This window comes from Bradyrhizobium sp. MI1.11, assembly GCF_055811255.1.
On record NZ_JBVVPM010000005.1, the window covers coordinates 19,896 to 34,956 of the forward strand.

The following is a 15,061-nucleotide window of genomic DNA, read 5'->3' on the forward strand; positions in this document are numbered from 1 at the left end:
GATCAGCGGCCCTCCCGCGACAGCCGCGGATTGAGCGCGTCGTTGAGGCCTTCGCCGATCAAATTGAGGCCGAGCACCGAGATCAGGATGGCGACGCCGGGAAACACGGTGATCCACCACGCCTGGCGGATCACGGTGCGGCCGGCACCGACCATGTAGCCCCAGGAGATCAGGTTGGGATCGCCGAGGCCGAGGAACGCCAGCGAGGATTCCAGCAGGATCGCGGTCGCCACCATCAGCGAGGCCAGCACGATCACCGGCGACAGCGTATTCGGCAGGATTTCGCGCAGGATGATCCAGGTGTTGCTCTGGCCCGTGACCACGGCGGCCTGGACGTACTCCCGCGTGCGCAACGACAGCACCTCGCCGCGGACGAGCCGCGCGACCGGCGGCCAGCTCACCACTGCGATCGAGGCGACGATCGAATAGATCGAGGGCTGCAGGATCGCGACGAGCACGATCGCGAGCGCAAAGCTCGGAATGGTCTGGAAGAACTCCGTGAAGCGCATCAGGGCGTCGTCGACCCTGCCGCCGAAATAACCGGCCATGGCGCCAATGGGAACGCCGACGACGAGCGCCACCAGGGTGGAGACCATGCCGACGAGCAGCGAGACGCGTGCGCCAAAGATCATGCCGGCGAACACGTCGCGGCCGAGCGCGTCGGTGCCGAGCGGCACGGTCGCGAGCGTGAACGGCGGCAGGAACGGCCGCTGCACCATGCGCCAGGGCGAGTTCGGGAACAGCATCGGACCGAACAAGGCGACCGAGATCGCAAGCAGCAGGATGATGAGCCCGATGACGCCGCTCGGGCTCCTCAGCATCGATTTCCAGAACTGTTTCATGTGGTGAATTCGATGCGCGGGTCGACCAGGCGATAGACCAGGTCGGTGATGAGGTTGAAGATCAGGACCATGGCGGAACAGATCACGAAGACGCCGAGCAGCAGATTGTAGTCGCGCTGGAGCAGGGCGTCGTACATCAGGCGTCCGATGCCGGGCCAGGCGAACACGGTCTCGGTGATGACGGCGCCGCCGATCAGGGTGCCGGAGTGGACGCCGGCGAGCGTCACGACGGGGAGCAGCGCGTTGCGCAGGACGTGGCGACGCTGGATCACGGCATCGGAGAGGCCTTTGGCGCGCGCGGTCTTGACGAAGTCGAGCCGCTTCACCTCCAGCATCGAGGCGCGCGTCATGCGGGTGTAGGTCGCCATGAAGAACAGGCCCAGCGTCATCGCCGGCATGATCAGGTGCTTCGCGACATCGACGGCATGAGCGAAGCCAGTGAGGTTGGCGCCGACCGTCTCGTAGCCGAAGCTCGGCAGCCAATCCATGGTGACCGAGAACAGCAGGATGCCCATCAGCGCCACCCAGAAGATCGGCATGGCGTAAAAGATCAGCGCAAAGACGGTGATCGCGGTGTCGAGAAAGGTTCCGGCAAAGCGCGCGGCGAAGGTGCCGAAGAGAACGCCGAGCACGAGCGAGATCCCAAACGCCGTCAGCGTCAGCAGCAATGTCGCGGGCAGCCGCTCGCCGATCAGCTTCGCGACTGGTGCCTGCTGGCGGAAGGAGAAGCCGAGGTCGAGGGTAGCAATGCCCTTGACGTAGATGAAGAGCTGCTCGGGCAGCGGCTTGTCCAGGCCGAACTTCTCCCTGAGCTGCTGGACGAAGATCTGGTCGCTCGCCCCGGCCTCGCCCGCCATCACGACGGCGGGATCGCCGGGCGCAAGCCGGATCAGGAAGAAATTGAGGACGACGATCGCAAGCAGGACGATCACGCCCTTCACGACACGCTGAGCGACGAAGGAGAGCATCTAGAGGGTCATGTCTTGTTGCGTGACCTGAAGCCACGGGGGCATTGTGCTCCCTCGCCCCGCTCTTGCGGGGAGAGGGTTGGGGCGAGGGGCCTCTCTCCACGGGCGAGAATGCCGATGGATCTGTACCCCCTCACCCGCCGCGCTCTGCGAGCGCGTCGACCTCTCCCCGCAAGCGGGGAGAGGTGAAGGAAGGCACGCCCTCACTTGTCGAGCCATGCGTCCTTGAAGCCGTCATTGACCCCGATCCCGGTGGTGATCAGGTTCTTGACCTTGCAACGCATGATGGTCGGGAATTGCAGCTCGAGCATCCAGGCCACCGGCACGTCCTCGACCAGGATCTTCTGCGCCTTCTCGTAGATCTCCTTGCGCTTGGAGTCCGGCGTAGCAACCGCGCCGTCGGCGAACAGCTTGTCGATCTCCGGGTTGGAGTAACCCTCGACGTTGTTGAACACCTGGCCCTTGGCGATGGCGCTGGAGACGTAGTTGCGGCCGACGCCGAGTGCGGGATCACCGTACTGGTAGAGATAGGTGAAAGCGATGTCGTAGTCCCAGTCGCCGATCTTCTGGTTGCCGCCGGCAACGTCGGTGGCGATGGTCTCGATGTTCATGCCGACGTCCTGGAGGTTCTGCTTCACGGCTTCACCCCAGCGCTGCCAGGTCTCGCCATAGGCGAGCGGCAGAAGACGGATCTTCTCGCCCTTGTAGCCGGCTTCCTTCAGCAGCGCCTTGGCTTTGGCGGGATCGTAAGGGTATTTCGGCACGTCGTCGGTGTAGTATTTGATGGTCGAGGCCGACGGGCCGGTCGCGACCTTGCCGAGCCCGTTCCAGATCACGTCCTTGGCGAAGTCGCGGTCGATCGCAAACATGACCGCCTGCCGCACCCGCTTGTCGGCGAGCGGACCCTGGCGATTGTTGAGCCACAGCCAGGCCAGCGGCGAGAAGAACTCCCAGCCGGCGCCGGTGACGCAGGTGTCCTTCAGCTTGGACAGCCGCGGCACGTCGAAATTCTCGACCGAGCCGCCGGGCAGCACGTCGACCTTGCCGGTCTCATACGCCACCGAGCGCGCCGCGGCATCGGGAATGATCTGCCAGTAGATCTCGTCGAGATAGGGCTTGCCCTTCTCGTAATAGTTCGGGTTCTTGACCAGGCGGATGAAAGAGCCCTTCTGCCATTCCTTGAACATGAAGGGGCCGGTGCCGACAGGGGCGTTGTTGTAGGGATTGGTCTTCCAGTCGGTGCCTTCATAGAGATGTTTCGGCACGATCGGCATCGAGCCGACCTCGAAGATGCCGAGGAACGGACCGAACGGCTGCTTCAGCGTGAAGACGACAGTGTAGTCGTCGGGAGCCTCGACCTTGTCGACCTGCGCCAGATTGTTGCGGGCACGCGCGTGGGTCTGCTTCAGCATCTCGATTGAGAACAGCACGTCGGCGGCGGTGAAGGGCTTGCCGTCGTGCCAGGTCACGCCCTTCCTGAGCTTGAACGTGTAGGTTTTGGCGTCCTCGCTGACGCTCCAGCTCTCGGCGAGCTCCGGCTGCGGTTCGAGCTTGGGGCTGTAGCGCAGCAGGCCTTCGAAAATGTTGCCCGACACCATCTGCACCGGGCCGTTCTGGACCATCGCCAGCATCAGGCCGGGCGGCTCGGGCTGAATCACGGCATTGATCGCTCCACCCGCTTTCGGCTCTTGCGCCAGCGCCGGGGCCGCGAGGCCGCAAGCCAGGAGGACACCAAGCAACACTCGTTTTGACATGTCGTATCTTTCTCAAGCGAGACCAGCCGCAAACGCTTCGCACGTCATGGCGCGCAAAGCTACGGCAGGCCCATCCCAGTCCCCATCCGGGATCGAGGCTCACACAGTCTCATTCGGCGCCGCAAGATGAAAGTCTCGACAGTGTTCGCCCAAAAAATGTACAGCGCGTCCTGTTATGGCATTTGACGGCCAAGCCGGCGCCGCCGCGCCGCCCTGCTTCAGGAGGGCCGCAGCACCCGTTGCAACTCGGCAAGCGCGTCCGCGAGTTGCTCCCGGTGCGCGATGTCGTCCTTGGGGATGGCCGCGACACTGCCCGCGAGTTCGCGCAGGATTCCGGCGAGCAGGCCGAAATTGAGGTGCAGGTGCACCGATTTGCGCTCGTCCGCCGTGCCCGGATGCTGCAGCACCAGCGCAACGCCGCTTCCGTCGAGACGTGCCTCGAACCGCGATGAATGCCCGAAGGTGCCGACATAGAACTTGTCGGGATATTCGAGCGCGATCTCTGCCTTGTCGGGAACCGGCTTGGACATGTGAGCCTCATTGATGTCAGGCTATTCTGGCCGGGAATAAACTCGGCCGCCTTGCGATAGGTCAGAGGCGGGCTCGTTCCGGATTTGATTCGGATCAAAGCCGGGCTGCCGCTTCTGCGATCTGATGGCAGGACGGGTGAAGCCCCGCGTGCCCGGTCAACTGCGAGTCCATCGGCGATGAACGTCCATTCCACCCCCATCCGAAGCGGATTCAGACGATATCGCCATCTCTTTCGCAGACGAGGCGTCGGCACGTTGCGCGCGATTGCTCGGGGACGCCGGCCTCAGGCTGACGCGCCACCGCCTGGCGCTCGGCCAAATGCTGTTCCTCTGCCCTCATCGTCATGTGACAGCGGAGAGGCTTTATGAAGAAGCCACCGCCGCCAATCTGCGGCTGTCGCTTGCGACCGTCTACAACACGCTGAACCAGTTCACCGAAGCCGGCCTGTTGCGGCGGATCGCGGCCGACGGCATCAAGTCGTTCTTCGACACCGATACGTCCGTGCATCCGCATTTCTACCTCGAAGGCGAGGATGTGCTGGTCGACGTCGCCGACGGCCTGACCTTCACCAGGATGCCCGAGGCGCTTCCGGGCCACGAGATCGCGCGGCTCGACGTCGTCGTCCATCTGCGCCGGAAGCGTGACGTAGACCCGGCATGACGATCGTCTAGCGCAAGCCCGCCCGCCGAAACCCTTCCAGATAGTGTTCGCGGTCGGCGTCGTTCGCCCATGGCAATTGCGTCGCGATCCAGCGCAGCGAGATGTTGGGCTGCGTGCGGCGGAGCTCGCCCAGCGCCATCTCCGCAAGCACGCCGTCGCCGGTCATGCCGGCAGAAACCGCGAGCACGCGGTAAGCGCCGGTGAGGTCGCCGCGGTGGCGGATCGCCTCGCGCGCGAGCGTGATGGCCTCGCCATAGCGCCGCTCGATGAAGCGGGCATAGCCGGCGATGCCGTGATAGATCGCCAGGGATGGATCGCGCGGCGAGAGCCGCATGGCCCTCTGCGCTGCCTCGAATGAATCCTTCGGTCGTCCGGCATAGGACAGCGCCAGTGCGTAATAGCCCTGTGCCAGCGAGAAGTTGGGATTGAGCGCGAGCGCCTGTTCGAACTCGGACAGCGCGTCCGCAAGCCTTCGCGTCGAGAAGTAGACGCTTCCGAGCGCGGCGTGCGCCCAGGCATCCTCGTGGTCGCAGCGCACCGCGGCGAGCGCGGCGGCTTCGGCCACCGGCGCCACCACGGCAAGCTCGGCCCAGCCGAGATGCACGCCGAACATGTGGTTCGCCGCGAGCACCGACAGCGCCTGGCCGTAGTTCGGGTCGATGCCGACCGCGCGTTCCAGCAGCGCCCGCGCGGTCTCGTGATCCCGCCGCGTCACGCGCCAGTAATGCGACAGCGCCCGCATCAGGAGATCCCAGGCATCCAGGCTCGCGGGGGGCTTGCGATGGGCGCGAAAACTTTCCGCCGCATGAATCTGCGGCTCGATCGCCGCGGCGATCGCGTTGGTGATTTCGTCCTGCACGGCGAACACGTCGACCAACTCGCGGTCGTAGCGCTCGGCCCAGAGATGGCTGCCCGTCGTGGCGTCGTTGAGCTGCGCGGTGATGCGCACCCGGTTGTCCGACTTGCGCACGCTGCCTTCGACGATGTAGCGGACGCCGAGTTCCTCGGCGATCTGCCGGATGTGAACCGCGCGTCCCTTGTAGGTAAAGGACGAGTTGCGGGCGATCACCATGAACCAGCGCTGCTTCGACAGCGCGGTGAGGATGTCCTCGCTGATGCCGTCGCCGAAATAGTCCTGTGCGGAATCGCCGCTCATGTTCTCGAAAGCGAGCACCGCGACCGCCGGACGGTCCGCCAGGGCGCGCGGCAGGGCAGCGACGGGTTGCGTGGGGGCGGGCGCGGATGCCAGTTCTTCCCGGACTTCCCCGACGAAACGAAAGCCCTTGCGCGGAATGGTCTTGATCAGCCGCTGGCTCGCACCGTCGTCGCCGAGCGCCTTGCGCGCGGCGTTGATCCGGCTGTTCAGGGCGGAATCCGAGATGATCCGATCGCTCCAGATCTGGCTGATCAGGTCATCCTTGCTGACCACACGGGTGCGCTGCGCCACCAGATAGAGCAGGAGATCGAACACCTGCGGCTGCAACGGCACGGCGGCGCCGCTGCAGGTGAGTTCCCGCAGGTCGCCGTCGAGCACGTTGTTTTCAAAGCGAAATCGCACGTTTCTGTCGTCTCAAGCAAAAATCAAAGTCGTCTCAGGCGAAAATCAACCGTCCGCGAAAGTCTTGGGACCTCCGGTGCGGCATGGTGCAGCGACCAATGAAGTGCCGGCGTTTTGGCACAACGGAGCTGTTTATGACCCAAATTGATCATCAGGTTCATCCTATCGGCCCGGTTGCGGGCTCACGCATTTTCAAGTTCATCGCCTTTCTGTACGGAATTGCGGCGTATCTCGTGTTTTTCGTCACCATTCTCTACGCCATCGGCTTCGTCATGGGGCTGGTGGTGCCGAAGACCATCGACACCGGGACGGATACGCCCGTGGCCGAGGCCGTCATCATCAATCTGCTCCTGATGGCCCTGTTTGCGATCCAGCACAGCGTCATGGCGCGCCGGCAATTCAAGGCCTGGTGGACGCAGTACGTCCCCAAGCCGGTCGAGCGCAGCACCTATGTGCTGTTTGCCAGCCTGTCATTGCTTCTCCTGTTCTGGCAGTGGCGTCCGCTGCCCACGGTCATATGGGACGTCGCGAACCCGGATCTTGCTGTGACGATCGTCACGCTGTCGCTGGTGGGCTGGGTCCTGGTGTTTACCTCGACCTTCATCATCAATCACTTCGAGTTGTTCGGATTGCATCAGGTGACCAATCATCTCGTCGGCAAGGAGGCGTCGCCGCCGCGCTTCAAGACGCCGCTGCTCTACAAGTTCGTCCGTCATCCGATCTATCTCGGCTTCATCATCGCGTTCTGGGCGGCGCCGGTCATGACCGCGGGCCATCTGCTGTTCGCCGCCGTGACGACGGCCTACATCTTCGTCGGCATCGCGCTGGAGGAGCACGACCTCATCGATCTCTTCGGCGACGAGTACCGGCACTACAAACAACGGGTGTCGATGCTTATTCCCTGGCGCAAGTCAGTATAGCTTGCGCGTCGTTCGGCCGCGTCCGCCGAAAGGAGGACGCGCGGCGGCGCCGAGGCGCGTAACGGAGCTTGCCGACCCGGCCTTCCACGTTTCTCGGGGTGAATCCCCCTCACCCCGACGCTATTAGTGCGAGCGAAGCTCGTCGCGACCCCCGCATTCCTTTTTGCCGACTTATCGGCAAACAGCAGCGGGGAGAGGAATCTGAACAATCATCAACGGAGACGACCTAATGAAACATGTTGGAAACTGCTTCTGTGGCGCGGTCACGATCGAGGTCACAGGCGCGCCGGAGGCGATGGGCTATTGCCATTGCAGCTCGTGCCGCTCGTGGTCGGGCGGTCCGGTGAACGCCTTCAGCCTGTGGAAGCCCGAAGCCGTGCGCATCACAGAAGGTGCAGAGAATGTCGAGACCTTTGCGAAGACGCCGCTCAGCCAGCGCAAAAATTGCAAGAAGTGCGGCGGCCATCTCATGACCAACCATCCGCCGCTCGGCCTGATCGACGTCTTCACCGCCACCATTCCCACCCTCGCCTTCGCGCCCGGCGTCCACGTCAATTACGCCGAGACGGTGCTGCCAATGCGCGACGGCCTGCCCAAGCTCAAGGATTTCCCGGCCGAATTCGGCGGCAGCGGCGAGATGATGCAGGAGTGATGCGCTTTCTTCTCTCCTCTCCCCGCAAGCGGGGAGAGGAGAGATTCGCTATGTCATCCCCGCGCGCCGCAATCCCTCGAGGTAATGCTCGCGATCCTCGTCCCGCAGCATCGGTAGCTCGCGCGTGATCCAGGCGAGCGAGATGCCCGGTTGGGCGCGGCGCAAGCCTTCCAGGGCGGAAGCCGCGCGCGCGGGATCTCCCGACATTCCGGTGGCGGCCGTCAGCACGCGATGCGCGCCGACGAAATCGGCGCGCTGCCGCATCGACTCGCGCGCCATCTGTGCGGCGCCTTCGTAATCGCGGCCGATGAACCGGGCATAGGCCGCGACGCCGCAATAGATCGCCGCGAGCGGGTCGCGCGGGCTCAGCCGCAGCGCGCGGCGCGCGGCGACATCGCCGTTCTGCCATCGTCCGGCGTAGCACAGCGTCACGCCGTAGAAGGCGTGCGCCATCGCAAAGTTCGGATTGAGGTTCAGCGCCAGCTCGAATTCCGCCAGTGCGTCGTCGAAGCGGCGGCGGAATAAATAAGTGTATGCCAGGCCGTGATGGGCCCAGGCATCCTCACGATCGGCCTCCACCGCCGCGAGCGCGGCGTGCTCGGCGACCGGCACGGTCGCGGCCATGTCGGACCAGCCCATATGCGCGCCGAAGATGTGGCTGGTCGCGAGCAGGCCGAGCGCCTTGCCATAGGCGGGATCGAGCGCGACGGCCTTTTCGAGCAATCCTTGCGCGGCGGCATTGTCCTCGCGGGTGATGCGCCAGTAATGCGACAATGCGCGCATCACGAGGTCCCAGGCATCCAGGCTTCCCGGCGGCTTCTGCTGGGCGCGAAAACTCTCGGCGGTATAGAGCTGCGGCTCGATCGCGGCGACGATCGCCTCGGTGATCTCGTCCTGCACGGCGAAGATGTCGGCAAGCTCGCGGTCGTAGCGTTCGGCCCAGAGATGGCTGCCGGTCGAGACGTCGTTGAGCTGCGCGGAGATGCGCACGCGATCGCCGCTCCGCCGCACGCTGCCTTCGAGCACGTAGCGCACGCCGAGCTCGCGCGCGACCTCGTTCATGTGCACCGCGCGGCCCTTGTAGACGAAGGAGGAGTTGCGCGCGATGACGAAGAACCAGCGCAGCTTCGACAGCGCGGTGATGATGTCCTCGCTGATCCCGTCGGAGAAATAATCCTGATCGAGGTCGCCGCTCATGTTGGTGAAGGGCAGCACCGCGATCGCCGGCCGGTCCGGTAGCGCCAGCGGGGCCTGCAGAAGCTTCGCTCCGAAATCGGAGTCCGGCGCGGTTGCTCCACGCTTGGTCTCGACGTCGCCGACGAAACGAAAACCCTTGCGCGAGATGGTACGGATCACCGCCTGGCTCGCGCCGGTGTCGCCGACCGCCTTGCGTGCCGCATTGATCCTGCTGGTCAGCGTGGATTCGGACACGCTGCGCCCGTGCCAGATCTTGTCGATCAGCTCGTCCTTGCTGACCACCCGGTCGCGGTTCTCCATGAGGTGGACAACGAGATCGAAGACCTGCGGCTCCACGGCAACGGGAACCTGCTCGCGGCTCAGCTCGCGCAAGTCGGTATCGAGCAGGTGATCCCGGAACAGAAACTGCACGTCGAAAACTCAGACCTCAAGGCAACATCGGGCAATGATGAAAGCAAAACGGATTTCGGCTGATGTCTGTGAGTCCACCGAGGGGCCTGCCCGGTTCACCACGATCGCGTGATGGCAGCCATGCAGTTTACGGGGAGGAATGCAGCCTTGGTTAGAACGTGGCCGGTTCGGCCGGATTGTCGCGATTTCATCACGTCATTGCGAGCGTAGCGAAGCAATCCAGCCTGTCGCCGCGCGGACAGCGTGGAGTGCTTCGTCGCAAGGGCTCCTCGCAATGTCGGTGTTGAGGCAATGGCGTGCGGCAGCTTCCCATGTTGTCCTGGCCTTCGCGACGGCATCGAATGTGTGACGAACGGTGAATGTCCATTGCCGAACAGTTCCGCGTGCGTAAGCTGCCGCCCACACAAAACACCAACCACGAAGAAACGCCCATGCCCGCTTTTCATGCCTCGACCACCGTGCTCGATTCCGTGCTGTTCCGCGATGCCTTCGGCACGCCGCAGATGCGGGAGGTGTTTTCCGATATCGCGACGGTCGCGCGCTATGCCGAGGTCGAGGTGGCACTGGCGAAAGCGGAAGCGAAGTGCGGGGTGATTCCGCACGATGCCGCCGACCAGATCGCGGCGCGGACCGATGTTGCCGCGCTCGATTTCGACCTGTTGCGGCAGGAGACCGATGTCGTCGGCTATCCGATCCTGCCGCTCGTGCATCAGATGGTGAAGCAATGCGGCGATGCCGGCCGCTATGTGCATTGGGGCGCGACCACGCAGGACATCATGGACACCGCCGTGGTGCTGCAATTGCGCGCCGGGCTCGAGCTCGTCGAGCAGGACATCGCCGCGCTGCGCACAATCCTTGCCGACCTCTCGAAGCGCTACCGCGACACGCCGATGGCGGGCCGCACCCATCTCCAGCAGGCGCTGCCGGTCACCTTCGGCTACAAGACCGCGATCTGGCTCGCGATGTTCGACCGCCACGCCGAGCGCCTCAGTGAATTGAAGCCGCGCGTCCTGGTCGGCCAGTTCGCCGGCGCCGCCGGCACGCTGGCCTCGCTCGGCGACAAGGGGTTCGAGGTGCAGGAAGCGCTCTGCGCCGAACTGAGGCTTGGCGTCCCCGCTTCGACCTGGCACGTCGCACGCGACGGTTTTGCCGAGGCCGTCAACTTCCTGGCGCTCGTCACCGGCTCGCTCGGCAAGATCGCGCTCGACATCATGATCATGGCCTCGACCGAATTCGCCGAGGTCTACGAGCCCTTCGTCAAGGGACGCGGTGCTTCCTCGACCATGCCTCAGAAGCGCAACCCGATCTCCTCGGAACTGATGCTCGCGGCGTCGAAGGCGGTGCGCCAGCACGCCGGCCTCATGCTGGATGCCATGGTGCAGGATTTCGAGCGCGCCACCGGGCCCTGGCACGCCGAATGGATGGCGATCCCCGAGAGCTTCGTACTGACCGCCGGCGCCTTGCACCAGGCGAAGTTCGCGCTCGCCGACCTCATCGTGGATGAAAGCAAGATGAACGAAAATCTCGCCGTCAGCCGCGGTCTGATCGTGGCCGAAGCCGTCATGATGGGGCTCGCGCCGCAGATCGGGCGGCAGGAGGCCCATGACGTGGTCTATGACGCCTGCCGGCTCGCCAATGAGAAAGGTCTTACGCTGGCGGACGCGCTCTCGTCCGATTCCCGCGTCTCTGTCAGAATCGACCGTGCCACGATCGAGGCGCTGACATCACCGAAAAATTACCTCGGCCTTGCTCCCGCCATGGTCGACCGGGTGCTGAAATCGGCAACGCGTTGAAAACCAAAATGCGCGAAACTGCGTATCTTTGGGGGGTCGCAAGGCACTCGCGCACTTGTGTCTCGCGATGCTAGACTTAGATTGGACGAGAGACGTTCGGCAGAGGATCCGGCATGACTGATCAACGCATCACCTCCACTCCCATCGATCCCGTGAAGCTCGACCGGCTGGCCGAGGTGGCGGTGAAGGTGGGCCTGGGCTTGCGGCCGGGCCAGGATCTGCTCTTGACGGCACCTGCGATCGCGTTGCCGCTGGTGCGGCGGATCGCGGTGCATGCCTACAAGGCCGGCGCCGGCATCGTGACGCCCATTCTCTCCGACGAAGAGATGACGCTGGCGCGCTATCGCCACGGCCACGACGACAGCTTCGATCGCGCCGCCAACTGGCTCTACGAGGGCATGGCCAAGGCGTTCTCGAACAACACCGCGCGTCTCGCCATCGTCGGCGACAATCCGATGCTGCTCTCGGGCGAAGATGCTTCCAAGGTCGCGCGCGCCAGCAAGGCCAATTCCATGGCCTATCAGCCGGCTCTGGAAAAGATCGTCAATTTCGACACCAACTGGAACATCATTGCCTACCCGAGCCCGTCCTGGGCGAAGCAAGTCTTTCCGAACGATCCTGAAGAGGTCGCGATCGGCAAGCTCGCGGACGCGATCTTCGCAGCGTCCCGCGTCGATCGCGACGATGCGCCGGCCAATTGGGCGAGCCACAATGCGGTGCTGCGGGAGCGCACCAACTGGCTCAACGGCCAGCGTTTCCGCGCGCTCCAGTATTCGGGACCGGGCACCGACCTCACCATCGGGCTCGCCGACGGCCATGAATGGGAGGGCGGCGCCTCGCTCTCCAAGAACGGCATCAGCTGCAACGCCAATATCCCGACCGAAGAGGTCTTCACCACGCCGCATTGCCGGCGCGTCTACGGCCATGTCGTGAGCTCGAAGCCGCTGTCCTACCAGGGCACGCTGATCGACAACATCGCAGTGCGTTTCGAGGACGGCAGGATCGTCGACGCCAAGGCTTCGCGCGGCGAGGAGGTGCTGAACAAGGTGCTGGACACCGACGAGGGCGCGCGGCGTCTCGGCGAAGTGGCGCTGGTGCCGCATTCCTCGCCGATCTCGCAGAGCGGATTGTTGTTCTACAATACGCTGTTCGACGAGAACGCGGCCTCGCACATCGCGCTCGGCCAGTGCTACTCGAAGTGCTTCGTCAACGGCGCCCAGCTCACGCCGCAGCAGATCGCCGCGCAAGGCGGCAACCAGAGCCTGATCCATATCGACTGGATGATCGGCTCGGCCGAGACCGACATCGACGGCATTCTGGCCGACGGCAGCAAAGTGCCGGTGTTTCGCAAGGGCGAATGGGCGAAGTAACTACGCCGCCGCGTTGCGTAGCATCGGGCTGTTGTCGATGCTGAAGCGGTTGAACAGCGTCGTGAACGGGCTGCCGTCGGTGGCCCGCACGACGGCGTCGGAGGCCGCCACCGCGTCGTAGAGCGCACCGACCGGATCATTCGCCTCGGGCAGGTCGAGACCCCCGCGGATTTGCTCGCGGGCCTCGTTGACGTCGTCCTCGTCGTCGAGTGTGGCCTCCAGCGCATCCGCCGCCCGCCGCATCTCATGGAGATCACCGCCGGCGGAAAATTTGAGGATGTCGAGCCAATAGGGGTGCGCCACGACGAGCTTGACGAAAGCCTCGAAACTCTCCGCGATGATTCCCGCGCGGCCTTCCGACGAGACGTAGAGCACATTCTGGGACGGCAGCAGAACGAACGCGCCGCCGGAGCCGTCACTGCCGATCTGCCGGGGGCTTTCGATGCCATCGACGGTGAACCAGGGCTCCTCGTCGGTTGCGAAGGAGACATCGAGGCTGCCGAGCCAGGCCACGACCTCGCCTTGAGTTGCGAGAACCTCCGGGGTGAGGGGCATCGGCATGGCTCCTTTCAGATAGCTTCGCGCACTTTGTCGCACCCCGGAAAAGAAGGGTTCATGTGTACGAAATTGCAGGGAAATTGGGACGTTAACCGTTTCGCGTCTGCAACTTGCGGCTGATTGTCGGACCCTGCGTAAGAAAGAATTAAAAACCGGCTACTAGCGTTCCCGCCATCTTTGAACAATCCGGGCCGAGACCCGGCGGATCATATTTTATCCCCTGGGGGAACAGATGTCGCGCGCATTGATTGAAATCAGTAGTTGCAATGTAGATCTCGAGCTGCGGCCGATCGAACCGTCCTGGATCATCGAAGGCAATCCGGTGTCGCGCTCGCACATCCTGTCCACCAGCGCCGACGGCACCGCTTCGACCATCATCTGGGCCTGCACCGAAGGCCGCTTCAACTGGTATTACGACATCGATGAGACGATCATGATCATGGAAGGGTCGATCGTGCTCGAAAGCGACGGCATGCCGCCGAAGCGCTACGGCCCGGGCGACGTCATTTTCTTCCGCAACGGCGCGCATGCCAAATGGCATGTCGAGGGCCACGTCAAGAAGATCGCCTTCTGCCGCAAGACCAATCCCGTGATGATCGGCTTCCTGATCCGCGTCCTCAACAAGCTCAAGAAGATCTTCGTCTCCACCGGCGAGCGCCGTCCTGCCTCGCTGATGGGCGCCGGTTAGAGTTCAATCAGTTTCAAGGACGCTTCCCAGCGGTCACGACGGAACAGGGGGCCGGGATCAACATCCCGGCCCCTGTTCTCGTCATGGCGCCAATCACTTTAAGGCAGATCGAGCCGGTAGAAATCACTCGCGGTCTGCGAGAACAACGCCGTCTTCTCGGTCTCGCTCAAGGGCGCCGCGATACGCTTGAAGGCGTTGAAGATTACCTGATAGCTGCACTGGCCCTTGTCCGGCGGGATCGCGCGCGTGGGTCCAAACGCCTCGATGCAGGTTTCAATGTAAGGCCGCCACGCCGCGGCAAGCTCCTCGGATAACGGCGGCCTCTCGCGCAAATGGAAGTCGTAGCCGAGCAGGCACATCGCGAGCCCGCCGAGCTTCACCACGACGTTCTCGCATTTCGCGATCTCCCGGATCGAGGCGCGCCATTGCGCAAACACCTCCTCGCGTCGCCCGGCAAAGCGGCCGATTCCGGCCGGGCCGCCGCAATGGTCGAGCACGATCCTGGTGTCGGGAAATGCGCGGGCGAGCTCGGTCAGCTCGCCGATTTGCGGATGGAACAGCCAGGCGTCGAAGCTCAGGTTCAGCGGCGCGAGACAGGCAAAGCCCTTCCGGAAGGTCGGGTCCTGCAACAATCCCTGCGGCCGGCTCGCATACATGCCGGCGACTGCGGGATCTGCGTCCCAGGCCGAGGAATGCCGGATGCCGCGGAAGCGACCGTTGCCCGCCGCGATCTCGGCCTCCAACACCGGTTGTGCGGCATCGCCGAGCAGCAGGTTGACGTGGCTGACGATGCCGGCGCAGATCGCCGCCTTGCCATAGCCGCCGCTGGCGCTCATCGCGGCGACGCCATTGGCGAACTCGACCTCGCCGACCGGCCGGAATGCTTCGGGCCCGTGCGCACGATACATCGAGCGGCAATCGACATAGACGGTGGCGGTGATGTTGTGGCCGGAGGCGATATCCGCCGCCATCTCCTCGATCAAATAGCGGTGCCCGCGATTCCAGAGATGGTGATGGGGATCGACGATCGGCCGCGAGGGATCGATGATCTCCTCCCGATGCAGCGCGAGCCAGTCCTCGCGCGGCTCGACGAATAGCCCGCTCGTGTTGGCGGGCAAACCGCTTGCGGCCATCGGCGTTCGCTCCCTTGATGTATGCT

Annotated in this window: 14 protein-coding genes; 6 read left to right on the forward strand and 8 right to left on the reverse strand. The window is 64.0% G+C overall.

Features of this window, described 5'->3' with window-relative positions:
- Positions 1-2 precede the first annotated feature (2 nt).
- The 4 genes from AC0L30_RS06780 to AC0L30_RS06795 all read right to left on the reverse strand — a co-directional run bounded on the left by AC0L30_RS06780 (position 3) and on the right by AC0L30_RS06795 (position 4,094).
- Positions 3-842: an ABC transporter permease gene (locus tag AC0L30_RS06780; protein WP_473404066.1), complete on the reverse strand. Its 840-nt coding sequence runs from the start codon at positions 840-842 to the stop codon at positions 3-5.
- Positions 839-1,810, reverse strand: coding sequence for an ABC transporter permease (locus tag AC0L30_RS06785; RefSeq protein ID WP_473255477.1), 972 nt, complete (start codon positions 1,808-1,810; stop codon positions 839-841). Before AC0L30_RS06785 ends, AC0L30_RS06780 begins: the two co-directional genes overlap by 4 nt.
- 203 nt (positions 1,811-2,013) lie before the next feature.
- Positions 2,014-3,564: an ABC transporter substrate-binding protein gene (locus AC0L30_RS06790; protein WP_473404067.1), complete on the reverse strand. Its 1,551-nt coding sequence runs from the start codon at positions 3,562-3,564 to the stop codon at positions 2,014-2,016.
- A 218-nt stretch (positions 3,565-3,782) separates the two neighbouring features.
- The gene (locus tag AC0L30_RS06795) at positions 3,783-4,094 is read right to left on the reverse strand and encodes a hypothetical protein (protein ID WP_007599501.1); all 312 of its coding nucleotides are present in this window, start codon (positions 4,092-4,094) and stop codon (positions 3,783-3,785) included.
- Between the two features lie 265 nt (positions 4,095-4,359).
- On the opposite strand from AC0L30_RS06795, the gene irr reads away from it, so the two are divergent.
- The gene (gene irr / locus AC0L30_RS06800) at positions 4,360-4,755 is read left to right on the forward strand and encodes a Fur family transcriptional regulator Irr (protein ID WP_473404068.1); all 396 of its coding nucleotides are present in this window, start codon (positions 4,360-4,362) and stop codon (positions 4,753-4,755) included.
- 7 nt (positions 4,756-4,762) lie between these two features.
- Here the strand turns inward: irr and AC0L30_RS06805 are convergent, their stop codons facing one another.
- Positions 4,763-6,313, reverse strand: coding sequence for a winged helix-turn-helix domain-containing protein (locus AC0L30_RS06805; protein ID WP_473404069.1), 1,551 nt, complete (start codon positions 6,311-6,313; stop codon positions 4,763-4,765).
- A gap of 134 nt (positions 6,314-6,447) precedes the next feature.
- Between AC0L30_RS06805 and mddA the strand changes: the two genes are divergently transcribed.
- Entirely contained in the window at positions 6,448-7,233 is a 786-nt protein-coding gene (gene mddA, locus AC0L30_RS06810; RefSeq protein WP_473404070.1) for a methanethiol S-methyltransferase, read from the forward strand.
- 229 nt (positions 7,234-7,462) lie between these two features.
- A complete protein-coding gene (locus AC0L30_RS06815; protein WP_473404071.1) occupies positions 7,463-7,885 on the forward strand; it encodes a GFA family protein in 423 nt (140 codons plus the stop codon).
- A gap of 48 nt (positions 7,886-7,933) precedes the next feature.
- On the opposite strand, the gene AC0L30_RS06820 is transcribed toward AC0L30_RS06815, so the two are convergent.
- Positions 7,934-9,493, reverse strand: a complete 1,560-nt coding sequence (locus AC0L30_RS06820; protein ID WP_473404072.1) for a winged helix-turn-helix domain-containing tetratricopeptide repeat protein — start codon at positions 9,491-9,493, stop codon at positions 7,934-7,936.
- A gap of 431 nt (positions 9,494-9,924) precedes the next feature.
- Between AC0L30_RS06820 and AC0L30_RS06825 the strand changes: the two genes are divergently transcribed.
- A complete protein-coding gene (locus tag AC0L30_RS06825; RefSeq protein ID WP_473404073.1) occupies positions 9,925-11,286 on the forward strand; it encodes a class-II fumarase/aspartase family protein in 1,362 nt (453 codons plus the stop codon).
- A 113-nt stretch (positions 11,287-11,399) separates the two neighbouring features.
- Positions 11,400-12,656 (forward strand): aminopeptidase, encoded by a 1,257-nt coding sequence (locus AC0L30_RS06830; protein WP_063994582.1) that lies wholly within the window; start codon positions 11,400-11,402, stop codon positions 12,654-12,656.
- Here the strand turns inward: AC0L30_RS06830 and AC0L30_RS06835 are convergent, their stop codons facing one another.
- Positions 12,657-13,211 (reverse strand): hypothetical protein, encoded by a 555-nt coding sequence (locus AC0L30_RS06835; protein ID WP_007599516.1) that lies wholly within the window; start codon positions 13,209-13,211, stop codon positions 12,657-12,659. It abuts the gene before it with no gap.
- A gap of 235 nt (positions 13,212-13,446) precedes the next feature.
- On the opposite strand from AC0L30_RS06835, the gene AC0L30_RS06840 reads away from it, so the two are divergent.
- Complete coding sequence (locus tag AC0L30_RS06840; RefSeq protein WP_007599517.1) at positions 13,447-13,902, forward strand: cupin domain-containing protein; 456 nt, start codon at positions 13,447-13,449, stop codon at positions 13,900-13,902.
- A 98-nt stretch (positions 13,903-14,000) separates the two neighbouring features.
- Here the strand turns inward: AC0L30_RS06840 and AC0L30_RS06845 are convergent, their stop codons facing one another.
- Positions 14,001-15,035: an amidohydrolase family protein gene (locus AC0L30_RS06845; RefSeq protein ID WP_473404074.1), complete on the reverse strand. Its 1,035-nt coding sequence runs from the start codon at positions 15,033-15,035 to the stop codon at positions 14,001-14,003.
- Positions 15,036-15,061: the final 26 nt, after the last annotated feature.

What these genes read in the sequence shown, in the direction of transcription:
- AC0L30_RS06780 (WP_473404066.1), bottom strand. Translation starts at nt 842, where the DNA reads ATGAAACAGTTCTGGAAATCGATGCTGAGGAGCCCGAGCGGCGTCATC.
- AC0L30_RS06785 (WP_473255477.1), bottom strand. Translation starts at nt 1,810, where the DNA reads ATGCTCTCCTTCGTCGCTCAGCGTGTCGTGAAGGGCGTGATCGTCCTG.
- AC0L30_RS06790 (WP_473404067.1), bottom strand. Translation starts at nt 3,564, where the DNA reads ATGTCAAAACGAGTGTTGCTTGGTGTCCTCCTGGCTTGCGGCCTCGCG.
- AC0L30_RS06795 (WP_007599501.1), bottom strand. Translation starts at nt 4,094, where the DNA reads ATGTCCAAGCCGGTTCCCGACAAGGCAGAGATCGCGCTCGAATATCCC.
- mddA (WP_473404070.1), top strand. Translation starts at nt 6,448, where the DNA reads ATGACCCAAATTGATCATCAGGTTCATCCTATCGGCCCGGTTGCGGGC.
- AC0L30_RS06815 (WP_473404071.1), top strand. Translation starts at nt 7,463, where the DNA reads ATGAAACATGTTGGAAACTGCTTCTGTGGCGCGGTCACGATCGAGGTC.
- AC0L30_RS06825 (WP_473404073.1), top strand. Translation starts at nt 9,925, where the DNA reads ATGCCCGCTTTTCATGCCTCGACCACCGTGCTCGATTCCGTGCTGTTC.
- AC0L30_RS06830 (WP_063994582.1), top strand. Translation starts at nt 11,400, where the DNA reads ATGACTGATCAACGCATCACCTCCACTCCCATCGATCCCGTGAAGCTC.
- AC0L30_RS06835 (WP_007599516.1), bottom strand. Translation starts at nt 13,211, where the DNA reads ATGCCCCTCACCCCGGAGGTTCTCGCAACTCAAGGCGAGGTCGTGGCC.
- AC0L30_RS06840 (WP_007599517.1), top strand. Translation starts at nt 13,447, where the DNA reads ATGTCGCGCGCATTGATTGAAATCAGTAGTTGCAATGTAGATCTCGAG.
- AC0L30_RS06845 (WP_473404074.1), bottom strand. Translation starts at nt 15,035, where the DNA reads ATGGCCGCAAGCGGTTTGCCCGCCAACACGAGCGGGCTATTCGTCGAG.